At 61.4% G+C, this 26,862-nt stretch carries 28 protein-coding genes; all 28 read right to left on the reverse strand.

Annotation, left to right across the window (positions count from 1 at the left end; all coding sequences use genetic code 11):
- Nucleotides 1–24: 24 nt before the first annotated feature.
- On the reverse strand, nucleotides 25–396 hold the full coding sequence (locus AC19YX_RS08550) for a chemotaxis response regulator CheY (protein WP_003183998.1): 372 nt from the start codon (nucleotides 394–396) through the stop codon (nucleotides 25–27).
- A gap of 166 nt (nucleotides 397–562) precedes the next feature.
- Nucleotides 563–1,303 (reverse strand): RNA polymerase sigma factor FliA, encoded by a 741-nt coding sequence (gene fliA, locus AC19YX_RS08555; RefSeq protein ID WP_020299274.1) that lies wholly within the window; start codon nucleotides 1,301–1,303, stop codon nucleotides 563–565.
- Nucleotides 1,300–2,130 carry a flagellar synthesis regulator FleN gene (fleN, locus tag AC19YX_RS08560; protein WP_020299275.1) on the reverse strand — a complete coding sequence of 277 codons (831 nt, stop codon included), beginning with the start codon at nucleotides 2,128–2,130 and terminating at the stop codon, nucleotides 1,300–1,302. The genes fliA and fleN overlap by 4 nt, the downstream gene beginning before the upstream one ends.
- 119 nt (nucleotides 2,131–2,249) lie before the next feature.
- A complete protein-coding gene (flhF, locus tag AC19YX_RS08565; protein WP_078470993.1) occupies nucleotides 2,250–3,569 on the reverse strand; it encodes a flagellar biosynthesis GTPase FlhF in 1,320 nt (439 codons plus the stop codon).
- 11 nt (nucleotides 3,570–3,580) lie between these two features.
- Nucleotides 3,581–5,710 carry a flagellar biosynthesis protein FlhA gene (gene flhA, locus AC19YX_RS08570; RefSeq protein WP_020299277.1) on the reverse strand — a complete coding sequence of 710 codons (2,130 nt, stop codon included), beginning with the start codon at nucleotides 5,708–5,710 and terminating at the stop codon, nucleotides 3,581–3,583.
- 206 nt (nucleotides 5,711–5,916) lie between these two features.
- Entirely contained in the window at nucleotides 5,917–7,053 is a 1,137-nt protein-coding gene (gene flhB / locus AC19YX_RS08575) for a flagellar biosynthesis protein FlhB (protein ID WP_078470992.1), read from the reverse strand.
- Nucleotides 7,054–7,055: 2 nt separating this feature from the next.
- Nucleotides 7,056–7,838 carry a flagellar biosynthetic protein FliR gene (fliR, locus tag AC19YX_RS08580; protein WP_078470991.1) on the reverse strand — a complete coding sequence of 261 codons (783 nt, stop codon included), beginning with the start codon at nucleotides 7,836–7,838 and terminating at the stop codon, nucleotides 7,056–7,058.
- Nucleotides 7,839–7,841: 3 nt separating this feature from the next.
- Nucleotides 7,842–8,111, reverse strand: a complete 270-nt coding sequence (gene fliQ / locus AC19YX_RS08585) for a flagellar biosynthesis protein FliQ (protein WP_078470990.1) — start codon at nucleotides 8,109–8,111, stop codon at nucleotides 7,842–7,844.
- Nucleotides 8,112–8,134: 23 nt separating this feature from the next.
- Complete coding sequence (fliP, locus tag AC19YX_RS08590) at nucleotides 8,135–8,851, reverse strand: flagellar type III secretion system pore protein FliP (RefSeq protein WP_500606144.1); 717 nt, start codon at nucleotides 8,849–8,851, stop codon at nucleotides 8,135–8,137.
- A 197-nt stretch (nucleotides 8,852–9,048) separates the two neighbouring features.
- Entirely contained in the window at nucleotides 9,049–9,444 is a 396-nt protein-coding gene (gene fliO, locus AC19YX_RS08595; protein WP_207202405.1) for a flagellar biosynthetic protein FliO, read from the reverse strand.
- A gap of 45 nt (nucleotides 9,445–9,489) precedes the next feature.
- Nucleotides 9,490–9,951 carry a flagellar motor switch protein FliN gene (gene fliN / locus AC19YX_RS08600; protein WP_043230301.1) on the reverse strand — a complete coding sequence of 154 codons (462 nt, stop codon included), beginning with the start codon at nucleotides 9,949–9,951 and terminating at the stop codon, nucleotides 9,490–9,492.
- Between the two features lie 68 nt (nucleotides 9,952–10,019).
- Entirely contained in the window at nucleotides 10,020–10,988 is a 969-nt protein-coding gene (gene fliM / locus AC19YX_RS08605) for a flagellar motor switch protein FliM (RefSeq protein WP_020299284.1), read from the reverse strand.
- A 9-nt stretch (nucleotides 10,989–10,997) separates the two neighbouring features.
- The gene (gene fliL / locus AC19YX_RS08610) at nucleotides 10,998–11,498 is read right to left on the reverse strand and encodes a flagellar basal body-associated protein FliL (RefSeq protein ID WP_078470987.1); all 501 of its coding nucleotides are present in this window, start codon (nucleotides 11,496–11,498) and stop codon (nucleotides 10,998–11,000) included.
- A 288-nt stretch (nucleotides 11,499–11,786) separates the two neighbouring features.
- Nucleotides 11,787–13,145, reverse strand: coding sequence for a flagellar hook-length control protein FliK (locus AC19YX_RS08615; RefSeq protein ID WP_500606054.1), 1,359 nt, complete (start codon nucleotides 13,143–13,145; stop codon nucleotides 11,787–11,789).
- A gap of 107 nt (nucleotides 13,146–13,252) precedes the next feature.
- Complete coding sequence (locus AC19YX_RS08620; RefSeq protein ID WP_078470985.1) at nucleotides 13,253–13,597, reverse strand: Hpt domain-containing protein; 345 nt, start codon at nucleotides 13,595–13,597, stop codon at nucleotides 13,253–13,255.
- Between the two features lie 30 nt (nucleotides 13,598–13,627).
- Nucleotides 13,628–15,334, reverse strand: coding sequence for a SpoIIE family protein phosphatase (locus AC19YX_RS08625; RefSeq protein WP_500606145.1), 1,707 nt, complete (start codon nucleotides 15,332–15,334; stop codon nucleotides 13,628–13,630).
- 5 nt (nucleotides 15,335–15,339) lie between these two features.
- A complete protein-coding gene (locus AC19YX_RS08630) occupies nucleotides 15,340–15,645 on the reverse strand; it encodes an STAS domain-containing protein (RefSeq protein ID WP_020299289.1) in 306 nt (101 codons plus the stop codon).
- Nucleotides 15,646–15,731: 86 nt separating this feature from the next.
- Nucleotides 15,732–16,181 (reverse strand): flagellar export protein FliJ, encoded by a 450-nt coding sequence (gene fliJ, locus AC19YX_RS08635; protein ID WP_078470984.1) that lies wholly within the window; start codon nucleotides 16,179–16,181, stop codon nucleotides 15,732–15,734.
- 6 nt (nucleotides 16,182–16,187) lie between these two features.
- Nucleotides 16,188–17,546 carry a flagellar protein export ATPase FliI gene (gene fliI / locus AC19YX_RS08640; protein WP_201130039.1) on the reverse strand — a complete coding sequence of 453 codons (1,359 nt, stop codon included), beginning with the start codon at nucleotides 17,544–17,546 and terminating at the stop codon, nucleotides 16,188–16,190.
- On the reverse strand, nucleotides 17,536–18,393 hold the full coding sequence (gene fliH, locus AC19YX_RS08645; protein ID WP_500606055.1) for a flagellar assembly protein FliH: 858 nt from the start codon (nucleotides 18,391–18,393) through the stop codon (nucleotides 17,536–17,538). The genes fliI and fliH overlap by 11 nt, the downstream gene beginning before the upstream one ends.
- A 9-nt stretch (nucleotides 18,394–18,402) precedes the next feature.
- Nucleotides 18,403–19,422, reverse strand: coding sequence for a flagellar motor switch protein FliG (gene fliG / locus AC19YX_RS08650; protein ID WP_020299293.1), 1,020 nt, complete (start codon nucleotides 19,420–19,422; stop codon nucleotides 18,403–18,405).
- The gene (gene fliF / locus AC19YX_RS08655) at nucleotides 19,415–21,202 is read right to left on the reverse strand and encodes a flagellar basal-body MS-ring/collar protein FliF (RefSeq protein WP_020299294.1); all 1,788 of its coding nucleotides are present in this window, start codon (nucleotides 21,200–21,202) and stop codon (nucleotides 19,415–19,417) included. The genes fliG and fliF overlap by 8 nt, the downstream gene beginning before the upstream one ends.
- A 15-nt stretch (nucleotides 21,203–21,217) precedes the next feature.
- Nucleotides 21,218–21,544 carry a flagellar hook-basal body complex protein FliE gene (gene fliE, locus AC19YX_RS08660; protein ID WP_020299295.1) on the reverse strand — a complete coding sequence of 109 codons (327 nt, stop codon included), beginning with the start codon at nucleotides 21,542–21,544 and terminating at the stop codon, nucleotides 21,218–21,220.
- 129 nt (nucleotides 21,545–21,673) lie between these two features.
- A complete protein-coding gene (gene fleR / locus AC19YX_RS08665) occupies nucleotides 21,674–23,083 on the reverse strand; it encodes a sigma-54-dependent response regulator transcription factor FleR (RefSeq protein ID WP_078470981.1) in 1,410 nt (469 codons plus the stop codon).
- A gap of 5 nt (nucleotides 23,084–23,088) precedes the next feature.
- Entirely contained in the window at nucleotides 23,089–24,282 is a 1,194-nt protein-coding gene (locus AC19YX_RS08670) for a sensor histidine kinase (RefSeq protein WP_500606056.1), read from the reverse strand.
- Between the two features lie 128 nt (nucleotides 24,283–24,410).
- Nucleotides 24,411–25,886 (reverse strand): sigma-54 dependent transcriptional regulator, encoded by a 1,476-nt coding sequence (locus AC19YX_RS08675; RefSeq protein WP_020299298.1) that lies wholly within the window; start codon nucleotides 25,884–25,886, stop codon nucleotides 24,411–24,413.
- 168 nt (nucleotides 25,887–26,054) lie between these two features.
- Entirely contained in the window at nucleotides 26,055–26,351 is a 297-nt protein-coding gene (fliT, locus tag AC19YX_RS08680; protein WP_020299299.1) for a flagellar protein FliT, read from the reverse strand.
- Nucleotides 26,352–26,361: 10 nt separating this feature from the next.
- On the reverse strand, nucleotides 26,362–26,757 hold the full coding sequence (fliS, locus tag AC19YX_RS08685) for a flagellar export chaperone FliS (RefSeq protein WP_500606057.1): 396 nt from the start codon (nucleotides 26,755–26,757) through the stop codon (nucleotides 26,362–26,364).
- Nucleotides 26,758–26,862: the final 105 nt, after the last annotated feature.

A 26,862-nucleotide genomic window follows, 5' to 3' on the forward strand; every position in this document is an offset into this window, starting at 1 on the left:
CCCGTGGCGCAATGTCTTCGCGCATCAACCGATGCGTTCGAAGATTTTTTCGATCTTCTCTTTCAACGCCTGAGCCGTGAATGGTTTCACTACGTAGCCATTGACGCCGGCCTGAGCCGCTTCAATGATCTGTTCACGCTTGGCCTCGGCAGTCACCATCAGCACCGGCAGGTGCTTGAGCTTCTCGTCGGCGCGCACGTGGCGCAGCAAATCGATACCGGTCATGCCAGGCATGTTCCAGTCCGTTACCAGAAAGTCGATGCTCCCGCTGTTGAGGACCGGAATGGCGGTAGTACCGTCATCGGCCTCGACCGTGTTGGTGAAACCCAGGTCACGCAACAGGTTTTTTATGATCCGCCGCATCGTTGAGAAGTCATCAACGATGAGGATTTTCATGTTCTTGTCCAATTCGACCTCCAAGCAGTCTTAAACGCGCCCAGCACCTGAACGCGCCATTCAATCAATACGACGTAACACTCAACGACTGCATGGAATACACACTGCAAGACCGGTGCGGCATCACGCCTTACCGGTCCCGTTCGCAGTGTCCCCACACTGCCTGTCAGCGCGCTCGCCACTCCCCCAAACGCCCCCGCAAGCGGGCCGCGCACTGGCTGTGTAACTGGCTGACCCGCGATTCGCTGACCCCCAGGACCTCACCGATTTCCTTGAGGTTCAGCTCTTCGTCGTAGTACAGCGCCAAGACCAGTCGCTCACGCTCCGGCAAATTGGCAATCGCGTCCGCCAGCGCCGCCTGGAAGCGTTCATCTTCCAGATCGCGTGACGGCTCGAGATGAGCACTCGCGCCATCCTCATGCAGCCCTTCATGCTCGCCGTCCTGCAAAAGGTCGTCGAAGCTGAACAGGCGGCTGCCCAAGGTGTCGTTCAAAATCCCGTAATAATCGTCGAGGCTCAATTCAAGTTCGGCCGCAACTTCGTGATCTTTAGCGTCACGACCGGTTTTAGCTTCAATTGAGCGAATGGCATCACTCACCATCCGTGTATTGCGGTGTACTGAACGTGGCGCCCAATCGCCCTTGCGCACTTCGTCGAGCATCGCCCCACGAATACGAATCCCGGCATAAGTCTCGAAACTTGCGCCCTTGCTCGCATCGTACTTGGTCGACACTTCGAGCAAACCGATCATCCCGGCCTGGATCAGGTCTTCGACCTGAACACTGGCCGGCAGCCGTGCCAGCAGGTGGTAGGCGATACGCTTGACCAGAGGCGCATAGCGCTCGATCAATTCATATTGGCTGTCACGCGCCGACTTCTTGTACAGGTTGTAGCCGCTGGCTGTCATAGCACCGGTCCTGCTGTTTGCTGCACTAGCCGCTCGACAAAAAACTCCAGATGCCCACGTGGGTTGGCAGGCAACGGCCAGGTATCGACTTTTTGCGCAATGGCCTTGAACGCCAGCGAGCACTTCGAACGAGGAAAGGCTTCATAGACCGCACGCTGCTTTTGCACGGCCTTGCGTACGCATTCGTCGTAAGGAACTGCACCGACGTATTGTAAGGCCACGTCCAGGAAGCGATCCGTGACCTTGGTCAACTTAGCGAACAGATTGCGACCCTCCTGCGGGCTTTGCGCCATGTTGGCCAGGACCCGGAAACGGTTCATGCCGTAGTCGCGATTGAGCAGCTTGATCAGCGCGTAGGCGTCAGTGATCGAGGTCGGTTCGTCGCAGACCACCAGCAGAACTTCCTGGGCCGCGCGGACAAAACTGACTACCGAGTCACCAATACCCGCAGCAGTGTCGATGACCAGCACATCGAGGTTGTCGCCGATATCACTGAAAGCCTGGATCAGGCCGGCATGCTGGGCCGGGCTCAGGTGCACCATGCTCTGGGTGCCGGAGGCGGCAGGCACGATACGGATCCCGCCCGGGCCCTGGAGCAACACGTCGCGCAGCTCGCAGCGGCCCTCGATGACGTCAGCCAGGGTACGTTTGGGGGTCAGGCCCAGCAGGACGTCGACATTGGCCAGGCCCAGGTCGGCGTCCAGCAGCATGACGCGCCGGCCGAGCTCAGCCAGGGCCAGTGACAAGTTCACTGACACGTTAGTCTTGCCGACGCCACCCTTGCCGCCGGTCACCGCAATCACCTGTACGGGATGCATGCTGCCCATGTTCTTTCTTTACCTTGTCTTACTTAGACGGGGCCACATAACTGGCTGCGCGTTCACCGTTGGAACAATGCATGGCAGACCATCGATGTAGATACGGTGCAATCTCTTCATGACCACCCTCATCCAACCCGTTTTGCGGGGTTGTGATAGAGGTCCGCGAACATATCGGCCATGGCTTCTTCGCTGGGTTCTTCCTGCATCTGCACGCTCACTGCGCGACTGACCAACTGGTGCCGACGCGGCAGGTGCAGATCGTCAGGAATCCGTGGCCCATCGGTCAGATAGGCAACGGGCAACTCATGACTGATCGCCAGGCTCAACACTTCACCGAGGCTGGCCGTTTCATCCAGTTTAGTCAGGATGCAACCGGCCAACCCGCAGCGCTTGTAGCTGTGATAGGCGGCGGTGAGCACCTGTTTCTGGCTGGTGGTGGCCAGGACCAGATAATTCTTCGATTTGATCCCGCGACCGGCCAGGCTTTCGAGCTGCATGCGCAGGGCCGGGTCGCTGGCTTGCAGGCCGGCGGTATCGATCAGCACCACGCGCTTGCGCAACAGTGGGTCGAGCGCCTGCGCCAGGGACTGGCCCGGATCGACATGGGTCACCGACACATTGAGAATCCGCCCCAGGGTCTTGAGCTGTTCCTGGGCACCGATACGGAAGCTGTCCATGCTCACCAGCGCGATGTTGTGCGCGCCGTACTTGAGCACATAACGCGCCGCCAGCTTGGCCAGGGTGGTGGTCTTGCCCATGCCGGCAGGGCCGACCATGGCGATCACGCCCCCCTCTTCCAAAGGCTCGACCTCAGGGGTCACGATCATCCGCGCCAGGTGCGCCAACAGCATGCGCCAGGCCTGACGGGGTTCGTCGATTTCAGTCACCAGCGCCAGCAGGTCACGGGCCAGGGGGCCGGACAAGCCGATGCGCTGCAGGCGACGCCAGAGGTTGGCCTGCTCCGGACGACTGCCTTGCAGCTGACTCCAGGCCAGGGAACCGAGCTGGACTTCCAGCAGTTCGCGCAGGCCATTGAGTTCGAACCGCATCGAATCGAACGCCCGCTGGTCAATGCCGTCTGCCGCGACAGGGGCCGGCGCCGGACGGTGCGGCTCGGAAAAAGTCGGCTCGATCAGCGGCTCGGCTGCCGTCAGTGGCAGGCCGGCGAACAGCTGACGATTGGTCATGGCATCGCTGTCGCCACGCAGGCTCAATTCCGCCTGGGCGGTCACGATCCGCGACTGGGTCTTGCGCAGCTCATCCTCGAGCTCCATGTTCGGCACGCGCGGCGCCAGCGCCGACAGCTTGTAGTCGAGGGCAGCCGTCAGCTCGACACCGCCAGCAATACGGCGGTTGCCGATAATGGCGGCCTCTGCGCCCAGCTCATCACGAACCAGTTTCATGGCCTGACGCATATCGGCGGCGAAAAAACGCTTAACTTGCATAACCCGTTACCTCAGCCGTTGGGCCCTACTGTCGCAACGATGGTCACTTGTTTGTTGTCAGGGATTTCCTGGTACGCCAACACATGCAAACCGGGGACTGCCAAACGTCCAAACCGTGAAAGCATTGCGCGTACCGGACCTGCTACCAACAGAATCACCGGTTGACCTTGCATCTCTTGACGCTGCGCCGCATCGATCAGCGAACGTTGCAGCTTTTCAGCCATGCTTGGCTCCAGCAGAACGCCTTCTTCCTGGCCTTGTCCTGCCTTCTGCAGACTATTGAGCAATATTTGTTCCAACCTTGGTTCCAAGGTGATCACAGGCAGCTCGGACTCAGTGCCTACAATGCTTTGGACGATGGCACGCGACAATCCGACGCGGACTGCAGCCACCAGAGCGGCAGTATCTTGACTCTTGGCGGCATTGTTCGCGATGGCCTCGGCAATGCTGCGAATGTCCCGTACCGGCACCTGTTCGGCGAGCAACGCCTGCAGCACCTTGAGCAACTGCGACAGCGACAGCACGCCCGGCACCAGCTCCTCGGCGAGTTTCGGCGAGCTCTTGGCCAGCAATTGCATCAACTGCTGGACTTCCTCGTGGCCGATCAGCTCGCTGGAGTGCTTGTACAGAATCTGGTTGAGGTGAGTGGCGACCACGGTACTGGCGTCGACCACGGTGTAACCGAGGGATTGCGCCTGGGCCCGTTGGCTGATCTCGATCCACACCGCCTCCAGGCCAAAAGCCGGATCCCTGGCGGTGATGCCATTGAGCGAGCCGTAGACCTGCCCCGGGTTGATTGCCAGCTCGCGATCAGGGTAGATCTCGGCCTCGGCCAGGATCACCCCCATCAGCGTCAAACGGTAAGCACTAGGCGCCAGGTCAAGGTTGTCGCGGATGTGTACGGTCGGCATCAGAAAGCCCAGGTCCTGGGACAGCTTCTTGCGCACGCCCTTGATCCGCGCCAGCAACTGCCCACCCTGATTGCGATCCACCAGGGGGATCAGGCGGTAACCGACTTCCAGGCCAATCATGTCGATCGGCGTCACGTCATCCCAGCCAAGCTCCTTGGTTTCCATGGCCCGGGCCGGCGACGGCAGCAGTTCCTGCTGGCGCTTGACCTCTTGCAAAGCCTGGACCTTGACCACGTTGTGCTTGCGCCACAGCAGGTAAGCGGCGCCACCAGCCACCGCCGCCATGGTCAGGAATGAAAAGTGCGGCATGCCGGGCACCAGACCCATCACCGCCATCAGGCCGGCAGCGACTGCCAGGGCCTTGGGCGAGGTGAACATCTGGCGGGTGATCTGCTTGCCCATGTCTTCGGAGCCCGAAGCACGGGTCACCATGATCGCCGCCGCAGTCGACAGCAGCAGTGATGGCAATTGCGCCACCAAACCGTCACCGATGGTCAGCAAGGCATAGACCCGACCGGCGTCACCGAAGCTCATGCCGTGCTGGAAGATACCGACCGCCATGCCGCCGATCAGGTTGATAAACAGAATCAGCAGGCCGGCAATGGCGTCGCCGCGCACGAATTTGCTGGCACCGTCCATCGAACCGTAGAACTCGGCCTCTTGCGCCACTTCCTGGCGGCGCAGCTTGGCCTGGGGCTGGTCGATCAGGCCGGCGTTGAGGTCGGCGTCGATCGCCATCTGCTTGCCGGGCATCGCATCGAGGGTGAAGCGTGCGCTCACCTCGGAAATCCGCCCGGCACCCTTGGTCACCACGACGAAGTTGATGATCATCAGGATCGCGAACACCACGATACCGACCACGTAGTTACCGCCGATCACCACCTCACCGAAGGCCTGGATCACCTTGCCGGCCGCGGCATGGCCGTCCTGGCCGTGGAGCATCACCACCCGGGTCGACGCCACGTTGAGCGCCAGGCGCAGCAGCGTGGCCACCAGCAGGATGGTCGGGAACACGGCGAAGTCCAGCGGACGCAGGGCGTACACGCAGACCAGCAGGACCACAATCGACAGCGCGATATTGAAGGTGAAGAACACGTCCAGCAGAAACGGCGGGACGGGCAACATCATCATCGCCAGCATGACCAACAGCAACACCGGCACACCCAGATTGCCTCGTCCGAGGTCAGTCAGGTTGCTGCGAGCGCTGTTGAATAACTGAGTACGATCCACCGGTTTTCCCCGTTCCTTAAGCAAACTTTTGACGCCTGAAAGCGCCGCAGGACGGGTATTGCAAGAAGCCTTCCAACTTTTGCCCATGCGACAAAAGGCCCGCTAAGTCGCGGGCCGAAGAGCTAATGAAGGGCGCCGGGAACGGCGAAGGGGCAGATACAGGCCATATGCAATTTGCCGGGCCGTGCCGCCAATCACCTCTGACGTCAGGAGTCGCGCCGCAAATCCGGCGGAATCGGCAGATCCTTGAGCGGATCCGGGCGCTTGCCCTTGCCCGCGCGGTGCTGGCGGATCTGGTAGACGTACGCCAGCACCTGGGCCACCGCCAGGTACAGGCCGGCCGGGATCTCTTCCTCAAGCTCGGTGGAATAGAAGATCGAACGCGCAAGAGCCGGCGACTCCAACAGCAGCACCTCGTTGGCCACCGCAATCTCGCGGATCTTCAGCGCCAGGAAATCGCTGCCCTTGGCCAGCAGCACCGGCGCCCCGCCTTTCTCGGCGTCGTACTTGAGCGCCACGGCGTAGTGAGTCGGGTTGGTAATGACCACGTCGGCGTCGGGAATCGCCGCCATCATCCGCCGCTGAGACATCTCGCGCTGCAACTGGCGAATGCGCTGCTTGACCTCCGGCCGCCCCTCATTGTCCTTGTGTTCGTCGCGCACTTCCTGCTTGGTCATCAGCAGTTTCTTGTGGCTCTGGTAGAGCTGCACCGGCACATCGACTGCGGCAATCAGGATCAGCCCGCAGGCCATCCACAACGCGCTCCAGCCCACCAGTTGCAGGCTGTGGACCAGCGCCCGCTCCAGAGGCTCGTGAGCAATTTGCAGCAGGTCGTCGATGTCCGACGAGAGCACTGACAACGCCACAAACAGCACCAGCAGAAATTTGGCCAAGGCCTTGAGCAACTCGATCAGCGCCGTCGAGGAGAACATCCGCTTCAGGCCACTGGCAGGATTCATGCGACTGAACTTCGGTGCCAGGCTCTTGCCGGCAAACAACCAGCCGCCTAGGGAAATCGGACCGATCACCGCCGCCAGAACCAAGGTCAGCAGCACCGGCTGCACCGCCAGAATCGCGATCTTGCCCGAATGCAGCAGGTAGCGAGCCATGGCTCCGGTGTCGAGTACCACTTCGCGCGGCAGGGAAAAATTCAGGCGCATGATTTCTTGCAGATCCAACGCCAGGCCGCCGCCGTAGACCAGCAGCGCACCAGTTCCCGCGAGCATGATCGCGAGGGTGTTGAGCTCCTTGGAACGGGCAATCTCCCCCTTCTCACGGGAGTCCTTCTTGCGCTTGTCCGTGGGGTCTTCTGTCTTGTCCTGACCGCTCTCGCTTTCCGCCATGGCTAACGCGCCTGAGCCAGACTGCGTAACAGCTGCAAGGCTTCAACGGCCAGCGGCTGGTACTGATTGAGGATATCGCCGAGGGTGACCCAGAAAATCACCAACCCCAGCACCAGGGTCAAGGGAAAGCCGATAGAGAAAATGTTCAGTTGCGGCGCGGCGCGGGTCATGATGCCAAAGGCGATGTTCACCACCAGTAGTGCAGTGATCGCCGGCAACACCAGCAGCATCGCCGCCCCCAGCACCCAGCCGAGCTTGCCTGCCAGCTCCCAGAAATGATTGACCAGCATGCCGCTGCCCACCGGCAAGGTGGTGAAGCTTTCGGTCAACACCTCGAACACCACCAGATGGCCGTTCATGCCCAGGAACAGCAAGGTCACGAGCATGGTCAGGAACTGTCCGATCACCGCCGCCGAGACGCCGTTGGTAGGGTCGACCATCGAGGCGAAACCCATACCCATCTGAATCGAAATGATCTGCCCGGCCACCACAAAGGCCTGGAAGAACAGCTGCAGGGAAAAGCCCAGCAGCGCGCCGATAATCACCTGTTCGCCGATCAACAACAGCGCGCTCAAGTCCAGCGCGCGAACCTCGGGCATCGGCGGCAAGCCAGGCACCAACACCACAGTGATCGCCACCGCGAAATACAGGCGCACCCGCCGCGGCACCAGAGTCGTACCGAAGATCGGCATGGTCATCAGCACCGCCGTGATGCGAAACAGCGGCAGCATGAAGGTCGCGACCCAGGTACTGATCTGGGTGTCGGTCAACGCCAGCAAGGACATGGGTCAGCCGATCAACTGCGGAATACTGCCGTACAGCTGCAGGATGTATTCCATGAAGGTCTGCACCAGCCAGGGGCCGGCGACGATCAGCGTGATCAGCATCACGATCAGGCGCGGCAGAAAGCTCAAGGTCTGCTCGTTGATCTGGGTCGCAGCCTGGAACATCGCCACCACCAGCCCCACCAGCAGACTGGGGATCACCAGCACCGCAACCATCATGGTGGTCAGCCACAGCGCTTCGCGAAACAGGTCTACCGCAACTTCAGGAGTCATTGTGCATTACCCGAAAACAAGGTTTAGACACCACCGAAACTGCCCGCCAAGGTGCCGATGATCAGGGCCCAGCCATCCACCAGGACGAACAGCATGATCTTGAACGGCAGGGAAATGATCAGCGGCGACAGCATCATCATGCCCATGGCCATCAGCACACTGGCCACCACCAGGTCGATGATCAGGAACGGGATGAAAATCATGAAACCGATCTGGAACGCGGTCTTCAGCTCCGAGGTGACAAAGGCCGGCACCAGGATGGTCAGCGGCGCCTGATCGGGGGATACAATGTCCGTGCGCTTGGACAAGCGCATGAACAGCTCCAGGTCGCTGCTACGGGTCTGCGCCAGCATGAAGTCCTTGATCGGCACCTGGGCCTTGGCCACCGCATCCTGAGCCGAGAGCTTTTCCGCGAGGTAAGGCTGCAGCGCATCCTGGTTCACCCGGTCAAATACCGGAGCCATGATGAACATGGTCAAGAACAGCGCCATGCCGGTGAGAATCTGGTTCGACGGCGTCTGCTGCAAACCCAGGGCCTGACGCAGAATCGAGAAGACGATGATGATCCGGGTGAAACTGGTCATCAGCATGACGAACGCCGGGATAAAACTCAGCGCGGTCATGATCAGCAGGATCTGCAGGCTGACCGAGTACTCCTGCTGGCCGTTGGCCCCGGTACCCAGGGTAATGGCCGGAATCGACAGCGGGTCGGCCGCGAACACCAACGGCGCGGCCAGCATCAGCGCCAGGGTCAAGAGGATGCGCGGCAGGCCGAGTGAGAACGTAGCGAGCGAAGGAAAGACAAGGCAAAAACAGGCGAGGACGCGGAGTTTACAGGCTGTAAATGAGCAGTCCGAGCCTGTTTTTAACGCAGAATTTCGCACGTGCGACGAAGGAGCGCAGCCTGGAGTAGTTATCACGGGGCCTGACAATGCCATTACTTCCTATCCTTCTGATCCTTGCCCAACAGCTCCATCAGGCGCTGGGCAAACTCGGGTGTCGCCTGCTCGGTACTGGGCACCTGCACCGGCTCTTTCATCACGTGCAAGGCCGTGATGCTGCCCGGCGTCAGGCCAAGCAGGATCTGTTCGTTGCCGATCTGCACCAGCAGCAGCCGATCACGTGGCCCCAGGGCTCGGGAGCCGATCAGGTCGATCACCTGGCCCTTGCCCGCAGGCCCAGCCCGTTGCACACGGCGCAGCAACCAGGCCAGGAAGAAAATCAGCCCCAGCACCAGCAATAGACCCAGCACCAGCTGACTCAATTGCCCGGCCACGCTGCCACTGCCGACAGGCAAAGGCGCCGCGGTCGACGCTACGGGCTCAGCCGCCATGACCATGGCCGGCAGGGCCAGCAACACACCGAGAAACCTTTTCACTTAGCGCAGCTTCTTGATGCGTTCGCTGGGGCTGATCACGTCGGTCAGGCGGATGCCGAACTTCTCGTTGACCACAACCACTTCGCCATGGGCGATCAGGGTGCCATTGACCAGCACATCCAGCGGCTCGCCGGCCAGACGATCGAGCTCGATCACCGACCCCTGGTTGAGCTGCAACAGGTTGCGAATATTGATATCGGTGCTGCCCACTTCCATGGAGATCGACACTGGAATATCCAGGATCACGTCCAGGTTCGGGCCTTCCAGGGTCACGGGCTCATGGTTCTTCGGCACGCTGCCGAATTCTTCCATTGGCAGGCGACCGGGGGCCGACGCGTTGCCGGCATCGGCGGCCAGCAAGGCATCAATATCGTCCTGGCCAGCGTCACCGGTTTCTTCCAGGGCCGCAGCCCACTCATCGGCCAGGGCCTGGTCGTCTTGGGAATTCATATCGTTAGCCATCATTTGTCCTCGGCGGGCAACTCTTCAATCAGAAGCAGTCGTTTAAAAGCAAAAGAGTGAGGCGCCGATTAACGGCGCCCGATCGGCTCGACCACTTGCAAGGCCAGATTGCCCTTGTGGGAGCCCAGCTTGACCTTGAAGGCCGGCACGCCATTGGCGCGCATGATCATTTCGTCCGGCAATTCAACCGGGATCACATCACCCGGCTGCATGTGCAGAATGTCCCGCAGGCGCAATTGGCGGCGGGCCACGGTGGCGCTCAGCGGCACATCGACATCCAGCACGTCTTCACGCAGCGCCTTGCTCCAGCGCTCGTCCTGGTCATCGAGGTCGGACTGGAAGCCGGCGTCGAGCATCTCGCGCACCGGCTCGATCATCGAGTACGGCATGGTCACGTGCAGGTCGCCGCCACCGCCGTCGAGTTCGATATGGAAGGTCGAAACCACAATGGCTTCACTCGGGCCGACGATGTTGGCCATGGCCGGGTTCACTTCCGAGTTGATGTACTCGAAATTGACTTCCATGATCGCCTGCCAGGCCTCCTTCAAGTCGATGAAGGCCTGCTCCAGCACCATCCGCACCACACGCAACTCGGTCGGGGTGAACTCGCGACCTTCGATCTTGGCGTGACGGCCGTCACCGCCGAAGAAGTTGTCCACCAGCTTGAACACCAGCTTGGCGTCGAGGATGAACAAGGCGGTGCCGCGCAAGGGCTTGATCTTCACCAGGTTGAGGCTGGTAGGCACGTACAGCGAATGCACGTACTCGCCGAACTTCATCACCTGCACACCGCCTACCGCCACATCTGCCGAACGGCGCAGCATGTTGAACATGCTGATACGGGTGTAACGGGCAAAACGCTCGTTGATCATTTCCAGGGTCGGCATGCGTCCACGGACGATGCGATCCTGGCTGGTCAGGTCGTAGCTTTTGATGCTGCCGGGCTCGGCAGCACTATCGGTCTGTACCAGACCATCATCGACACCATGCAACAGCGCATCGATCTCATCCTGGGACAGCAGGTCCTGCACGGCCATGTCGAGTTCCTACTGCAGTACGAAGTTAGTGAAGAGCAACTGTTCGACCACCACTTTGCCGACCTCTTTCTGCGCCACTTCCTGCACGCTGGCGGTGGCCTTCTGGCGCAGCATTTCCTGGCCGACCGGGGTCGCAAGGGTGTCAAAGCTCTGCCCAGAGAACAGCATCACTAAATTATTGCGGATCACCGGCATGTGGACTTTGAGCGCATCCAGATCGGCCTGGTTACGCGCCAGCAGGGTAATGCTCACCTGCATGTAACGCTGCCGACCGTTCTGGTTGTAGTTGGCCACAAAGGCTGGCGCCATGGGCTCGTAGATCGCCGCCGGCTTGACGTTGCTGGCCGCTTCCGGGGTCGGTGCAGGCTTGCTCTGGGCACTGTGCATGAAGTACCAGGTTGCCCCGACGGACAAGCCGATCGCCAACAACAAAGCGACAACAATCAAGAGGATAAGCTTGAGTTTGCTTTTCCCTGCGGGGGGTTTCTCTGCTGCTTCGCTCTTCGCCATGCCAATAATCCGTCACTATTCGGGTTTTCACAGTTGCACGCCTAGGCAAGAGCAAGTGTTATGCCAGATTTGTCTGAACGGTCATTGCCCCGCTACACGCCAGGCCGTCGCGGCCGCCAGTAGCTGGCGATAGCCGTGATGAAAGACGGTGTGCCCCGGGGGGAGATGGCGCCTTGGGCGGACAGCGCAGCCTTCGGCAGCGGCTACAACGGTCGTGATATTCGGGAGGCAACGCCGCTCGCGCGGGTCAGGGCGACCCGCACGGCGAACAAGGTGGCGCGCTGGGCGTCAGGCGTAATAGTCCACGGCACTGGAGCCAACCACCGACGTGGTGCTGGCGGCAATTTCCGCGATGCCCTGGGGCGTTTCATCATCCATGGCGTCCAGGCGACCACCATTGGCACTGCTGCCACTGCTGCGGTTCTGACCTTGCTGGGCCTGCTGCTCCTGACCCTGCCAACCACGGGACTGATCAGACACGTTGACGTCAACCTGCCCCATGCCCTGCTGGCTAAACATATCCCGCAGGCGGTGCATCTGCCCTTCCAGAGCCTCACGCACACCGGCGTGGGCACTCATGAAGCTGACCTGAGTCTGCTGGTCCGGAATCATGTTGACCCGGATGTCCAGACGCCCCAGCTCAGCCGGTTGCAACTGAATCTCCGCCGACTTGAGGTTGGTGGCGGAGAGGTACATGACCCGGTTCACCACTTCTTCGGTCCAGCCGCTCTGGTGCATGGCCAATGGTTGATTCACCGGGATGGCATTGGCAGTCTTGGGCGTGGCCGCCTGAGTCAGTGCCGCCAGGCGGTTGGCGAAATCGTCGACCCGGGTGTCGCTGGAGGCGCTTTTCAGGTCTTTCAGGCCATCGTCGATCAGGCCGCTGAAGGCCTTGTCGCCGCCTTGCTCGGTACTGTCCTTGGCCGACTGCAGGTCAAGCATGCCCGCCATGCCATTGGCGAAGTTCTGTGCCGAAGTCGGCTCGGCATCGGTAGGCGTCGCCGGTGCGTTTTTAGGTTGCGCCTGGCTGCTCGCCGACACATGCCCACCCTGCTCCATGGCCAGGCGCACGGCCGGCAAGGCATCGAGCGGATCGGCTTCGGGATCGAACGCAGGCTCGGCCGCCACCGCCGGCGCGGCACTGTTCACCGTCGCCGCCACCAGAGGCGTCACTTCAACCTCTGGCGGTGTGGCCACCGCAGCCGGCGCCGCTTCAGCCACCACTACCGGAGGCACGGCTTGCGCGGCTTGCAGCAGGGCCGGGTCGAGGGTCGGATCCACGGGCAGCGCATCGGCCACCGGCGTATCGCTGGCGCTCGAATCGTCGCTGGCGGTTTTGTCGTCACTGCTGGCAGCCTTGTCGGCAGGCAAGGATTTGCCGCTATCGGCAACCGCAGGCTCGGGGGCGGCAGCCTTGTCGCTGGCGACATCCTTCTTGGCGCTGGTGTCCGCGCCCTTGTCGCGCGCCGGCTTGAGCGGGCCATCACTGGCGCTCTGGGCCTTGCTTGGGGACTGGTTGGCGTACACCTGGGCGAAGCTTGAGGCCTTATCCCCGGGCTCAGGAGCATTCGCCACAGTATTGGCGGACGCGGCTTGAGTCTTGGCCTGCGTAGCGGCCTGAAGAAGCAGATTGGGGGCAAGTGGCATAACACGGTCTCCGCTGCACTGGGATCGTAGGTACAGGTAGAAGACAAGACTGCAAAGGTCGAGCCAGCTTTTGCCTTACCCCGATAAATTCCCCAGCCACGAAGCCTTCAGCAGTGAAAGCGCTGCCGCTCCTGCTCGCACAGGCTGCGGACAATGGCGAACTCACCGTCGATTTCGCCGACCAGTTTTTCGATCCCGGAAAGCGACGGCTGTTTGGCGCGCTGCTCCAGCTCATGGCACAACCGCGCCAGGCGAATCGCGCCCATATTGCTGCTACTGCCCTTGAAGCTGTGGGCGGTGGCGACCAGTTCGCCGGCATCGTCGGCGTGGCGCAGCACGCGCAGGCGCTCCTCGGAATCACACAGGAAAGTCTCCAGCAGCACCGGATACTCCTCCTCCATGACCTCCTGCAATGCGCTCAATACGTTGTGGTCCAGATGAATCTCAGCCACTTGTTCACTCCTTGATCAAGAATCGACGAATTATGCCTGAGCCTCCCAGGAAAACTCCACGCAGGCACTGCGACCATCGTCTGACCAACTGGCCCGGCGGCTCAGTTGCCGGACCAGGCTCACCCCACGCCCGGAAAGCCGGTCGGTGTCGTGAGGCCTGGCCATGACCCGTTCGATATCAAACCCCTTGCCACTGTCCTCGACCCGGATGGTCAGGCAACCGCCGGTCGCTTGTGGAACCACTTGCAGATGCACCCGGACAAAGCCTTCCTGCAACTCGGCCAGACGCGCGCCACGCTCACGGTAGTAACGGGCAAACCCCTGGGCGTCTCGCTTGAGGCTCGAGTCCAGGCCCAGTACCCCGTGCTCCAGGGCATTGGAATACAACTCGGCCAGCACACTGTAGAGCGCCCCGCTCTGGGCCCGCAGCCCATGCACCTCCAACAGCAATTGCAACAGGTACGGCAACGGGTTGTAGCGCTTGAGGGTGGCCGCGCGAAATTCGAAACTCAGCGACCAGTCCAGGGGACACGACTGGCCGCTGTCGGAATACACCAGGCTCGGCGGCCGCAGTTGCGTCGGCTCCAGCAGGCCGACTTCGACCATGCTCACATCATCACGCACCTGGCCGCCAAAATCGGCCAGGGCCTGCTGGATTTCCTCGAACAGGCTGTCGACGTGCCGGTTGGCGGCAAACACCTGCTGCAAGCGCTCGGCGCCAAATAATTGATCGTCGGCATCGCCGGTATCGATGACCCCGTCGGACAGCAGGAACACCCGATCCCCCCGTGCCATGGGCCAGACCTCGGTGCGATCGTCAAAGGCTTCCGCCCCGAGCACGCCCAGGGGCAGATGCCGGGACACCAGCGGCGTGCGCACCCCGCTTTCCAGGCAGTGCAGGTAGCCATCGGGCATGCCGCCGTTCCAGACCTCCACTGCGCGCCGCTGAAAACTCAGGCTGAGCAGGGTCGCACAACAGAACATGTCCACCGGCAGGATGCGCTTGAGCTTGGCATTCATCTCGCGCAGGGTTTCCGCCAGGCCATAGCCCTTGGCCGTCATGCCATAGAACACTTCGGCCAGGGGCATGGCGCCAACCGCCGCGGGCAAGCCGTGCCCGGTGAAATCCCCGAGCAGGATATGCATGTCGCCGGCCGGGGTGAACGCCGCCAGCAGCAGGTCGCCATTGAATAGCGCGTAGGGCGATTGCAGATAGCGGATATTCGGCGCGTCGAGGCAGCCGGAGTGCGCCACCTTGTCGAACACCGCCTTGGCCACCCGCTGCTCGTTGAGCAGGTAGTCGTGGTGACGGATGATCTGGTCACGCTGCTGCAGCACCGTGTCCTGCAAGCGGCGCAGGCGATCCATGGCCTTGATCTTGGCCGCCAGGATTACCGGGTTGTAGGGCTTTGCCAGAAAGTCGTCACCGCCCGCCTCCAGGCAGCGGGCCAGGCCTTCACTCTCGGTCATCGAGGTCAGGAAAATAATCGGCACCAGCGCTTCGCCTGCCAACTGCTTGATCTGCCGGGCCGCTTCGAAACCGTCCATCACCGGCATGATCGCGTCCATCAGCACCAACTGCGGCCGCTCGCGCTCGAACAGCGCCACCGCTTCGGCGCCATTGGCGGCGGTCAGCACTTCATGCCCCTGGCGGCGGACGATGCTCGATAGCAACAGGCGATCGGCAGCGCCGTCCTCGGCAATCAAGACACACAACGGCCGCGCCATCGAACGCATATCGATCAACTGATATCGAAGAGTTTGTCGAAGTTGGAAATTGCCAGGATCTTGCGTACATCCGAATTGCTGTTGATCACCCGTACGTCGGAATCGTCGCCCCCGGCGTGATCGCGCAGCAGCAACAACATGCCCAGGGCCGAGCTGTCGAGGTAGGTGGCGTCCTTGAGGTCGACCACGATGGAGTCGGGCTTCTGATTCAGGCGCTCATAGGACTCGCGAAACTCCTGATGCCGACCGAAATCGAACCGGCCCTTGATCGAGATCGTAAGCGTTTGCCCATCCGGGGACACTTCAGTAACGACTGACATAAGACTGCTTCCTTGTCATTGGCAACGTGCAGAAGGTTTAGCACCCCCACGGCACATGGACAACCCGCAGTAGCAAAATGCGCGGATCAGTACTGATCTTGACGGGGCAGGCGCTGGGAAAGTTCATCGAGCAGCTTCTGCTCACGCTTGTCTTCCAACTGCCTGGCCTCATCGACATAGCGCTGCACCAGCTTGCGCAGCCCTTCGACCCGGGCATAGGCCTGCTGCCAGGTCTCCCGCGCACGATTGAGGTTGGTCTGGTGCCAGACCAGGCTCTGGCGCTGCTGGGCCACGGCTGTTTCCAGCTGGTTGAGGAAGTGCTGGTAGTTCATCAGCCACTGCCCGGACACCCCGTGGCTGCCACGGTCGATCCATTGCTGCTGATATTCGCCACGGAAGCGCTCAAGGTCGCCGAGCTTGCTTTCCGCCAGGCGCACCTGGCCCTGGAAGTGCCCCAGGCGCTGGGCGGCGGTGCGTTCGGCGCTTTGAGCCATGTCGACCACCGGCGCCAGGCGCGCGGCGCGGCTGTTAGCCATGGCCTATCAACCCCCGGGCGCGGGAGCGAAGACCATCTCCAGATGGGCCTCGCTTTCGCCCAGGCTGATGCTGTCGTTCAGGCCCTGGCGCAGGTACACCACCATCGATGGCTGCAAGGCGATCGCGGTATCAGTTTCCCGATCGCCGCCCGGCACATAGGCGCCGACGCTGATCAGGTCGCGCGCCTGCTGGTAGCGCGACCACAACTGCTTGAAGTACTGGGCCCGATTCATGTGCTCGGGGGTCACCACCGCTGGCATGACCCGGCTGATGGAGGCCTCGATATCGATTGCCGGGTAATGACCTTCTTCGGCCAGGCGCCGCGACAGCACGATATGGCCGTCGAGCACGCCCCGCGCCGCGTCGGCGATCGGGTCCTGCTGGTCATCGCCTTCGGACAGCACGGTATAGAACGCGGTGATCGAACCGCCTCCGGCCTCGGCATTACCGGCGCGTTCCACCAACTTCGGCAGCTTGGCGAATACCGAAGGCGGATAACCCTTGGTCGCCGGCGGCTCGCCGATGGCCAGGGCGATTTCCCGCTGGGCCTGGGCGAAACGGGTCAGGGAGTCCATCAGCAACAGGACATTCTTGCCCTTGTCGCGAAAATATTCGGCGATCCGCGTGCAGTACATGGCGGCACGCAGGCGCATCAGCGGTGCATCGTCGGCGGGCGAAGCCACTACCACCGAACGCTTGAGCCCTTCTTCACCGAGGATGTGCTCGATGAACTCCTTGACCTCGCGACCCCGCTCGCCGATCAAACCGACCACGATAATGTCGGCCTCGGTGAAGCGGGTCATCATGCCCAGCAGCACACTTTTGCCCACGCCGGTACCGGCGAACAGACCCAGGCGCTGGCCGCGGCCGACCGTCAATAAACCGTTGATCGAACGAATGCCAACGTCAAGGGGCTGGCTGATGGGGTCGCGCTTGAGTGGGTTGATGGTCGGGCCATCCATGGGCACCCAGTCTTCGGCCTTCATCCCGCCCTTGCCATCCAGGGCGCGACCGGCACCGTCAAGCACCCGCCCGAGCATGCTCATGCCCATCGGCAGGCGCCCGGTATCCGCCAGGGGCACCACACGGGCTCCCGGGGCGATGCCAGCGACGCTGCCCACCGGCATCAGGAACACCTTCGCGCCGGAGAAGCCCATGACCTCGGCCTCGACCTGCACCGGGTGGTAGCTGTCGTCGTTGATCACCAGGCAGCGGGTGCCCATGGCGGCGCGCAGGCCCTCGGCTTCGAGGGTCAGGCCCACCATGCGCAACAGGCGTCCTTCGAGAATGGGTTGGCCAGGCAATTCGCTGGCCTCGGCATAACTGCCGAGGCGCTTGCCGAAGCTGGTGCGCTCAAGGCGCATTGGCAGGCTCCGAATCCGGCTCCGAGCCTGGCTCCGACGGCGCCTCTGGCGCGCCCTCGGTGGCCGGCTCGGCCTCAGGGACCGGCGTTGCGGCCGCCCCCAGCTCAAGGCTCAGGTCGGCCGGCGCCGGATGCAGGACCTGCTCGTGCAACTGGTCATCAAGCTGGTCCATGATTTTGGAAATACGCGTCTCAATGGTCGCATCGATCCGGCTGTGCTCGGTCTCGACCCGGCACCCGCCCGGCAACATGGCTTCGTCCTCGACGATGCGCCAGGTTTCCTCATGGCGCTCGCGCAGGCTTTTGACCTGCTCGAAATCCTGCGGGTTGATATACAGGCGCACATTGCCCACACCCAGGGGCAGCAGCTTGAGGGCTTCGCGCATGACGTGTTCGATCTGCGTCGAGTCCATCGCCAGCTCACGCTGGATCACTTGCCGGGCGACATGCTTGACCAGGCCCACCAGGGACTTCTCGATCTGCGCGTCCTGCTCGGCGATAGGCTCGAACAGGTTGCTCATCAGCAGCTCAAGGCTTTGCAGCTTGGCGCCCAGAGCCGTGTCGGCTTCCTGGCGGACTTTCAGCGTGGTGCTGTGAAAACCCTCTTTTTCGCCGGTGGCAAAACCTTCGTTGTAGGCTTCCTGACGAATGCTTTCGAGCTCTTCCAGGGTCAGTGGCTGGACTTCATCCAGCGGCACTTCTTCCATCTGCGCCGGCAGTTCTTCCTCCGGCTCAGGCTCGGGCTCAGGTTGATGCGGGTCGAAGCTGGGCAGCGACCAGACGTCGAAACCTCCGACGTCCCGGGCGCGAATCAGGTCGCTGGGGGATTCATCACTGCTGGACGACATAAAGCGACCTTAGATCATTTCTTCGCCGCCCTTCCCGCCGAGAACGATTTCTCCGGCTTCGGCCATACGGCGGGCAATGGTGAGGATTTCCTTCTGCGCGGTTTCCACATCGCTGACGCGCACCGGGCCCTTGGCCTCGAGGTCGTCGCGCAACAGTTCGGCAGCCCGCTTGGACATGTTCTTGAAGATCTTTTCCTTGACGCCTTCGTCCGACCCCTTGAGGGCCAGCACCAGCACATCGGAAGACACTTCGCGCAACAGCGCCTGGATTCCGCGGTCGTCGACATCGGACAGGTTGTTGAAGACGAACATGAGGTCTTCGATCTGACCGGACAGGTCTTCGTCGACTTCGCGAATCGAATCCATCAACTGACCTTCGATCGAGCTGTCGAGGAAGTTCATGATGTCGGCCGCGCGCTTGATGCCACCCAGGGTGGTACGCGAGGCATTGGAGTTGCCGGAGAACTGCTTCTCGAGAATCTGGTTCAGCTCTTTCAGGGCGGCAGGCTGCACGGTATTGAGCGAGGAAACCCGCAAAATGATGTCCAGGCGCGCCTTATGGTCGAAGTTGCCCAGCACTTCACCGGCCTGGTCGGGGTCGAGGTACGCCACGACGATGGCCTGGATCTGCGGGTGCTCGTAACGGATCACGTCCGCCACGGCACGCGGCTCCATCCACTTCAGACTGTCCAGGCCGCTGGTGTTGCCGCCCAGGAGGATGCGGTCGATCAGGCCGTTGGCCTTGTCTTCGCCCAGTGCCTGGGTGAGCATTTTGCGCACGTAGTCATCGGAACCGACGCCGAGGCTGGTCTGATCGCCGACGATGTCGACAAACTCGCTCATCACCTGCTCGACCTGCTCACGGTGCACGTTGCCCATCTGGGCCATGGCCACACCCACCCGCTGGACCTCCTTGGGCCCCATATGGCGCAGCACTTGCGCAGCATCGGTGGACCCCAGGGACAGCAGCAGAATCGCGGCTTTGTCGACCCGGGTCAGTTTGGCGGTAGCGACTCGGTTATCACTCATCTGCGTTAATCCACTCTTTCACGACCTGAGCCACACGACCCGGGTCTTCAGCCACCAGACTCTTGATCGCGTTCAATTGAGCGTCATAGCCTTCGCTCGGGCTAGGCAGCAGGATGCTTTGCGGACCACCGAGGCTGACACGGTCGTTGGCCAACTCGCCATCCAGACCGCCCATGCCACCCAGCTCGACATCACTGCCCAGGCCTGCCAATTGCTTGCCTTTGCCGCCGCCGGTGATGTTGTTGAGCACCGGACGCAGGACACCGAACACCAACAACAGGATGAAGAGTACGCCCAACACCTGTTTGACAATGTCCCAGAACCACGGCTGCGAATAGAACGGAATATCGGCAATCACTTCAGCGCGTTCAGCCGAGAACGGCACGTTGATCACGCTGACACTGTCACCACGACTGGCATCGAAGCCCACCGCGTCCTGCACCAGCCGCGTGAAACGCGCCAATTCATCGGCGCTCCACGGCGCACGGCTGGTTTCGCCGTTGGCAGCGTTGACCTTGACCTGATCGTCGACCACGACGGCGACCGACAGGCGATTGAGGCGACCCTGCTGCTGCTTGGTGTGGCTGATGGAACGGTCGAGCTCGAAATTCTTGGTCGATTGTTGACGCTTGTCGGCCGGGTACGGTGCCAGCATCGGCTGGCCGGTGGCCGGGTCCATGATCTGTTGACCGTTGGCGTCGAGCAGTGGCTGGCCTGGCTGCACCATGCCGGCCGAAGCGGTGGCGCCGCCGGTGGTTTGCGGCGCCGAAGCAGGCGCCGGCGGCTGGTTGCTCAAGGCACCCGGCACACCTTGCGGGCCATTGCTGGCGGTACGTTGTTCGTTGACCGACTGCTCGCTGCGCAACGCAGGCTGGTCAGGGTTGAACTGCTCGGAAGTCGATTCGACCGCACTGAAGTCCACATCGGCGGACACTTCAGCCTTGTAGCGATCGTTACCCAGCACCGGTTGCAGGATGTTGTGTACCCGCTGCGTCAGCATGCTTTCCATGCGGCGGCTGTAATCGAATTGCTTGCCGGCCATGGTCAGTTCGGAGTTTTCCGCGAGATCGGAGAGCAGGTTGCCCTTCTGATCGACCACGGTGATCTGCGATTTGCTCAGCTCGGGAACGCTGGTAGCCACCAGGTTGATGATCGCCAGCACCTGGCCGGGCTCCAGGGAGCGCCCGGAATACAGCTCGACCAATACCGAGGCGCTGGGCTTGCGCTCGTCGCGCACAAACACCGAGCTTTTCGGAATCGCCAGGTGCACGCGGGCGCCCTTGACGTTGTTCAGGCTGGAAATGGTCCGCGCCAGCTCGCCTTCCAGGCCGCGACGATAACGGGTCGCTTCCATGAACTGGCTGGTACCCAGGCCCTGTTCCTTGTCGAGGATTTCAAAGCCGATATTGCCGTCACCCGGAGCCACGCCGGCAGCAGCCAGCTTCAGGCGCGCACGGGACAGGTCTTCGGACTTGACCAGCAGAGCCCCGGAGTTGGGCTCGACGGTGTAGGGAATGTCAGCGGAGGCCAGGGTGTCCATCACCTGCTTGGCATCCATGCCGGCAAGGCTGCCGTACAACGGACGGTAATCGGGCTGCTGAGACCACAGCACCACGGCAAAACCAATCGCCACGCTCGCCGCCAGACCGACCAGAAGGCCTACCTGACGCAGCATGGTCATCTCGGAGAGGTTTTCCAGGAAGGACAGCCCGAACAGCGGCGGTTTGCCGTCTATCGGGGTGGCCTTGGCCGGTACGTTATCGGCGACTGCTTCTGCCATGACTCAATCTCGTCCTTAAACCGGCATCTGCATGATGTCTTGGTACGCCTGAACCAGCTTGTTGCGCACCTGGGTCAACGCCTGGAACGACACACTGGCTTTCTGTGAGGAAATCATCACATCCGTCAGATCCACGCCGCTTTTGCCAATCTCGAAGGCGCTGGCCAACTGGTTGGAAGCCTGCTGGGTATCGCTGACCTTGTTCACCGCTTGCCCGAGCATGTCGGAGAAGCTGCTGCCGCTGATTTGTGGCACGGCGGCCGATTTGGGCTGAGACATGGCGTCCATTTGCATGGCCCGCATATCCAACATCAATCGATTAAATTCAATACCCTGGCTCATGCTCTACTCTCTCTGACGACCCGCAATTTTTTGACACTCACTCAGCGGTTAGTGAGGTGTTAGCAACAAGGGTGCCAGCTCCATGGCCACGCCGAACAAAAGCCCATCCCGGGCCTAGTGTGAAACGATTCATGTTGCAAACAGATAGGCCTCGACATCCATTCCCGCATCACGCATCTGCGCCAACTTGTAGCGCAGCGTGCGCGGGCTGATGCCCAGGCGCTCGGCCGCTTCTTTGCGGCGCCCGCGCTCGGAGCGCAAGGTATCGATGATCATCTGGAACTCGCGCCGCCGCAGGTCATCCCCCAGCGCACCCGCCGATTCACCCACTCCCGCCTCGACCTCTTTCACCTGCGCCCGCTCCGCAACCGGGGTCCGGGGCGCCAGTGACGGCAGCGGAGCGCAGGCCACAGGACCGGCAAGGCAGAAGTCCTGGGGTTGAATCAGGCCGCCCTGCTGCAGGATCAGCGCACGCTGAATGGCGTTGTCCAACTCACGCACGTTGCCCGGCCACGGGTAGCCGATCAGGCAGGCCTGGGCCTCGGGCGACAGCCGCGCCGCGGCGTGTTTCATTTTATTGACGTGCTTGGCCAGCAGGCGCTCGGCCAGCGGCAGGATGTCGGCGGTGCGCTCGCGCAGTGGGCGCCAGGCCAGGGGAAAGACCGACAACCGGTAGTACAGGTCCTCACGGAAACGCCCGGCTGCCACTTCAGCGGCCAGATCCCGGTTGGTGGTGGCCACCACGCGGATATCCAGGGTGATGGGCTTGCGCGCCCCGACCCGCTCCACTTCCCGCTCCTGCAGCACACGCAGTAACTTGGCTTGCAGGCCCAGGGGCATTTCGGAAATCTCATCGAGCAGAATCGTGCCGCCATCGGCCTGCTCGAACTTGCCGGCCTGGGCCGAGATGGCGCCGGTAAACGAGCCCTTCTCGTGACCGAACAAAGTTGCTTCGAGCATGTTGTCGGGAATCGCCGCACAGTTGATGGCGATAAACGGCTGGCTGGCACGGCCGGAATGCTGGTGGATGTAACGCGCCAGCACCTCCTTGCCCGTGCCCGACTCGCCGGAAATCAACACCGTGGAGTCACTTCTGGCGACCCGCGCCGCTAATTCCAGCAACTGCGCACTGGCCGGCTCGAACGCCACTGGCCCCTCGCCTTCCGCAGCGCCCAGACAACCCAGGGCATGACGCGCCACCAGGTCGAGCAGAGCCTTGGGCTCGAAGGGCTTGACCAGGTAATCGGCGGCGCCTTGACGCATGGCATCCACCGCGCGCTCGACGGCGCCGTGGGCGGTCATCAACAACACCGGCAATTGCGGTTGGCGCGAGCGCAACACATTGAGCAACTGATGACCGTCCATACCCGGCATGTTGACGTCACTGACCACCAGGTTGAACGATTCGCTGGCCACCGCGTCCAGAGCGTCTTCGGCACTGCCGACCGCCTTGTAGTCATGACCCGCCAGGAGCAGCGTGTCCGCCAAGGCCTCGCGCAGGGCACGATCGTCTTCAACCAGTAACACCTTGATCGCCATTACTTTCACTCCGTTGCGTGAGCGCTGGAGAACAACGGCAAGGTCACCAGCGCACAGGTTCCACGCCCCGAACGCGAGCGCAGCTGCAATTCTCCCTGATGGGCACGGGCCACCGCCTTGACCACCGTCAGGCCAAGGCCGGTTCCATTGGCCTTGGTGGTAAAAAACGGCTCGCCAAGGCGCGCCAGCACCGCTTCTTCGATTCCACTGCCACTGTCACTGACGCACAGGCGCAAGGTGTTATCGCGGGTGTAGAGGTGCACCTTGAGCCGTGCCTGGCCGGCACTGGCCTGGATCGCATTTTCAATCAGATTGAGTACTGCGCCGACCAGGGTGTCGCGATTGCACAGCAACTCGCCGGCATGGCTGTCGCACTGCCAACGGACTGGCACGTCCTGGACCTGGGTCGAGGCGGCCGCCTGCAGCGACTGCAACAAGGATTTGGGGGTGATGCGATCGGTCAGCGGCAGCTCGCCACGGGCGAACACCAACATGTCGCGCACCTGATGCTCCAACTCGTGCAAACGCTCCTTCAGGCGCCCGGCGAAACGCTGCTGGGTTGCCAGCGGCAACTCCTGCTCAGTCAAATGACTGGCGTACAGCAAAGCCGCCGATAACGGCGTACGAATCTGGTGGGCCAGGGAGGCAACCATGCGCCCCAGGGAGGACAGGCGCTCATGGCGCGCCAACTGGTCTTGCAGGTGTCGGGTTTCAGTCAGGTCGTTGAGCAGCACCAATTGCCCCGGCTCGGCATCCAGCGAGCGCGTGGCAATCGACAGGCGGCGCCCGTCCTTGAGGGATATTTCATGACCATCGTCTTCACGAGGCGCAAAGCAGCGGGCAATGACCTGGCGCCACAGTTGCCCTTCGAGCGGCAGACCGAGCAATTCGCAGGCCGCCGGGTTGGCCTCACGGACCATGCCCTGGCCGTCGATGACGATGACGCCACCCGGCAACAGATCAAGGAGGTTTTGCAGGCGATTGGCCAGGCGTTCTTTTTCCGCCAATTCCTGCATGCGCTGTGCGCTGACCACCGCCAACTCACCCTTGAGCTCGGTGACCCGCGCTTCAAGCATGCTGTAGGAGTCGGTAAGTTGGCTCGACATCTGGTTGAACAAGGCGAACGCCTGCTCAAGGCCAAGCCGGCTTGCCTGCTCTACGGACGACGATTGCCCCGAAGCGTCAGGGACAGGAGACATCTGGGCGGCTTGGGGCATCGTGCTCTCTCGCTTGGCTGACCGTCAGTTAAACGGAACGTTGCAAGAGACTTAGCAATACCCGTGCCTAAAAAAAACCACAGCCATTTCAACGAGTTGAAAAACAGGCGTCAATCATCCGCCTGTTCATCACCCTCACGACGACTCATGCCGTACTTGCGCATCTTCTCCACCAGGGTGGTGCGACGAATACGCAAACGCTCCGCTGCACGCGCAACAATGCCATTGGCATCGTCCAGCGCCTGCTGAATCAAGCCCTGCTCAAGGCTGCCCAGGTAGTCCTTCAGATCCAGGCCTTCAGGCGGCAACATGGCGGTGGACGCGAAGTCCGGCGCATGGCCATTGATCGCCACGCGCTCTTCCAGGTCACTGCGCAGGCTGTCGACCAGTTGTTCGTCTTCGTCATCGACATAGCGGAATTTCTTCGGCAACTCGACCACGCCGATAACCCCATAGGGATGCATGATCGCCATGCGCTCCACCAGGTTGGCCAGCTCGCGGACGTTGCCCGGCCAGCCATGGCGGCACAGCGACATGATGGCGGCGGAGTTGAAGCGGATCGACCCGCGCTTCTCGTGCTCCATGCGCGAGATGAGCTCGTTCATCAGCAACGGGATGTCCTCGACGCGCTCGCGCAGCGGGGCCATCTCGATCGGGAATACGTTCAGGCGGTAGTACAGGTCTTCGCGGAAGCTGCCGACCTCGATCATGCTTTCAAGGTTCTTGTGGGTCGCCGCAATGATCCGCACGTCGACGCTCTGGGTCTTGTTGCTGCCCACACGCTCAAAGGTACGTTCCTGCAGGACCCGCAGCAGCTTGACCTGCATCGGCAGAGGCATATCGCCGATTTCGTCGAGGAACAGGGTGCCACCGTTAGCCAACTCGAAACGGCCAGCCCGGCTGGTGATCGCCCCGGTAAAGGCGCCCTTCTCATGGCCGAACAATTCGCTTTCAAGCAGTTCCGCAGGAATCGCCCCACAGTTGACCGGCACAAATGGCGCGTCGCGGCGTTTGGAATGATAGTGCAGGTTGCGCGCCACCACTTCCTTGCCCGTGCCGGACTCGCCAAGGATCAGCACACTGGCGTCGGTATCGGCCACCTGCTGCATCATCTGCCGCACATGCTGGATAGCGCGACTGGTGCCCACCAGGCTGCGGAACAGGTTCGGCTCGCGATGACGACCGCGCTCGCGGGCCTGATCGTACATTTCACGATAGACCTGGGCACGGTGCAGGGAGTCGAGCAGTTTGCTGTAACTGGGGGGCATTTCCAGGGTCGAAAGCACTCGCCGACGCTGGTCTTCAGGCAGGTCAATGGAAGAATTATCGCCCATTAACAAAACTGGAAGGAACTCATCCCAGGTTGAGAGTGTCTTTAACAGGCCCAAAAGCGCGCCAGGAGCACTCACCGTCCCGATCAGTACGCAAATGACTTCACGACTTGATGACAAAGAGCCGACCGCCTGCTGCCAGTCATGGCTGCCGCAGGGTAAATTTTCTTCGCCGAGAAAATTTAAAATTACCGCCAGGTCGCGGCGGCGGACGCTATCGTCATCGATCAGCAGAATTTTGGTTTCACGCCACATGCAATAGCAACTTCCCTAGTCAACTCAATGCCCAGAATGAGGGGCAAGCTAGACGCTTGTAGGCATTATCTGCCTTATAGACGTCTGAAATCTGAAAACAGCACTAGTTAAGTCAAAAAAGCGTGCACAGTCAAATTTATGGCGCGCCAGGTTCGGATTAACTCAACATTAACCGAACAGATGGTAAACCTTTGCCGCGCTCTGTGCTTGATGGATCTGCGACATCTCGTCGACAATCGCCTGGCGCTCACCACTCGCCGCCTCCAGTAATTGCTTGTAGACCCCAAGCAACTCCTCAAGATTATTGCGCAACGCCGCCTCGTCCACCGAAGCTTCACTCAAGACGTCTTCCATGCAGGAACGGCACGCCAAGTCCAACTCACCAATGGCTTCCCAATTACGCTCGGCCAGAGCTCCGACCAGGGCATCACGGGTGTGTTCGATTCGCTGCAATACAAGACTCATGGCGATCTCCTTAAAACTGCGGACCAGGCTCGGCGATGGCATCCCAGCCATCTTTGACCGTGCGGAGCAAACCTGCGACCTCATCGAGAATCCGGGGATCGCTTTTCACGTTGGCTTCTGCCAGACGCTTCATCATGTAGGTGTAGAGGTTATCCAGCTCGCCCAGGCTGTCGAGCGAGTTTTCCAGATCCAGCCCCTCGCGCAGACCACCGACAATGCCGATGGCCTTGCCGATCAGAATGCCTTTGTTGGGAATGTCCTTGCGTTCCAGGGCGCCTTTGGCCTGAGCGATACGGTCCAGGCCACCCTGCATCAGCATCTGTACCAGACGGTGCGGGCTGGCTTCGGAGGTCTGCGCCTGGGCACCAATTTTCTGATATTGGCGAAGGGCTAACATTGGATTCATGCTCTACCTCATGCAAATTCTGTGGTTCGTATAACCAGTGTATCGACAACGCGTCAAAAATCTTTAGACCTGAAACACAAAAGCCCGGAACACCGAAAGGCGCCG

Source organism: Pseudomonas sp. MF09150 (assembly GCF_059862355.1).

Excerpts from the sequence above, each read along its gene's own strand:
- AC19YX_RS08670 (WP_500606056.1), bottom strand. The coding sequence starts at position 24,282 with ATGTCTCCTGTCCCTGACGCTTCGGGGCAATCGTCGTCCGTAGAGCAG.
- fliN (WP_043230301.1), bottom strand. The coding sequence starts at position 9,951 with ATGGCTAACGATATGAATTCCCAAGACGACCAGGCCCTGGCCGATGAG.
- AC19YX_RS08550 (WP_003183998.1), bottom strand. The coding sequence starts at position 396 with ATGAAAATCCTCATCGTTGATGACTTCTCAACGATGCGGCGGATCATA.
- fliT (WP_020299299.1), bottom strand. The coding sequence starts at position 26,351 with ATGAGTCTTGTATTGCAGCGAATCGAACACACCCGTGATGCCCTGGTC.
- flhB (WP_078470992.1), bottom strand. The coding sequence starts at position 7,053 with ATGGCGGAAAGCGAGAGCGGTCAGGACAAGACAGAAGACCCCACGGAC.
- fliQ (WP_078470990.1), bottom strand. The coding sequence starts at position 8,111 with ATGACTCCTGAAGTTGCGGTAGACCTGTTTCGCGAAGCGCTGTGGCTG.
- fliJ (WP_078470984.1), bottom strand. The coding sequence starts at position 16,181 with ATGGCTAACAGCCGCGCCGCGCGCCTGGCGCCGGTGGTCGACATGGCT.
- fliM (WP_020299284.1), bottom strand. The coding sequence starts at position 10,988 with ATGGCCGTGCAGGACCTGCTGTCCCAGGATGAGATCGATGCGCTGTTG.
- fliA (WP_020299274.1), bottom strand. The coding sequence starts at position 1,303 with ATGACAGCCAGCGGCTACAACCTGTACAAGAAGTCGGCGCGTGACAGC.
- fleR (WP_078470981.1), bottom strand. The coding sequence starts at position 23,083 with ATGGCGATCAAGGTGTTACTGGTTGAAGACGATCGTGCCCTGCGCGAG.
- fleN (WP_020299275.1), bottom strand. The coding sequence starts at position 2,130 with ATGGGCAGCATGCATCCCGTACAGGTGATTGCGGTGACCGGCGGCAAG.
- AC19YX_RS08615 (WP_500606054.1), bottom strand. The coding sequence starts at position 13,145 with ATGCCACTTGCCCCCAATCTGCTTCTTCAGGCCGCTACGCAGGCCAAG.
- fliE (WP_020299295.1), bottom strand. The coding sequence starts at position 21,544 with ATGAGCCAGGGTATTGAATTTAATCGATTGATGTTGGATATGCGGGCC.
- AC19YX_RS08630 (WP_020299289.1), bottom strand. The coding sequence starts at position 15,645 with ATGTCAGTCGTTACTGAAGTGTCCCCGGATGGGCAAACGCTTACGATC.
- fliL (WP_078470987.1), bottom strand. The coding sequence starts at position 11,498 with ATGGCGAAGAGCGAAGCAGCAGAGAAACCCCCCGCAGGGAAAAGCAAA.
- AC19YX_RS08675 (WP_020299298.1), bottom strand. The coding sequence starts at position 25,886 with ATGTGGCGTGAAACCAAAATTCTGCTGATCGATGACGATAGCGTCCGC.
- fliP (WP_500606144.1), bottom strand. The coding sequence starts at position 8,851 with ATGCTGGCCGCGCCGTTGGTGTTCGCGGCCGACCCGCTGTCGATTCCG.
- fliF (WP_020299294.1), bottom strand. The coding sequence starts at position 21,202 with ATGGCAGAAGCAGTCGCCGATAACGTACCGGCCAAGGCCACCCCGATA.
- fliH (WP_500606055.1), bottom strand. The coding sequence starts at position 18,393 with ATGTCGTCCAGCAGTGATGAATCCCCCAGCGACCTGATTCGCGCCCGG.
- fliI (WP_201130039.1), bottom strand. The coding sequence starts at position 17,546 with ATGCGCCTTGAGCGCACCAGCTTCGGCAAGCGCCTCGGCAGTTATGCC.
- fliO (WP_207202405.1), bottom strand. The coding sequence starts at position 9,444 with ATGGCGGCTGAGCCCGTAGCGTCGACCGCGGCGCCTTTGCCTGTCGGC.
- fliR (WP_078470991.1), bottom strand. The coding sequence starts at position 7,838 with ATGTCCTTGCTGGCGTTGACCGACACCCAGATCAGTACCTGGGTCGCG.
- AC19YX_RS08625 (WP_500606145.1), bottom strand. The coding sequence starts at position 15,334 with ATGCGTTCGATGGCGCGGCCGTTGTGTGTCTTGATTGCCGAGGACGGC.
- fliG (WP_020299293.1), bottom strand. The coding sequence starts at position 19,422 with ATGAGTGATAACCGAGTCGCTACCGCCAAACTGACCCGGGTCGACAAA.
- flhF (WP_078470993.1), bottom strand. The coding sequence starts at position 3,569 with ATGCAAGTTAAGCGTTTTTTCGCCGCCGATATGCGTCAGGCCATGAAA.
- fliS (WP_500606057.1), bottom strand. The coding sequence starts at position 26,757 with ATGAATCCAATGTTAGCCCTTCGCCAATATCAGAAAATTGGTGCCCAG.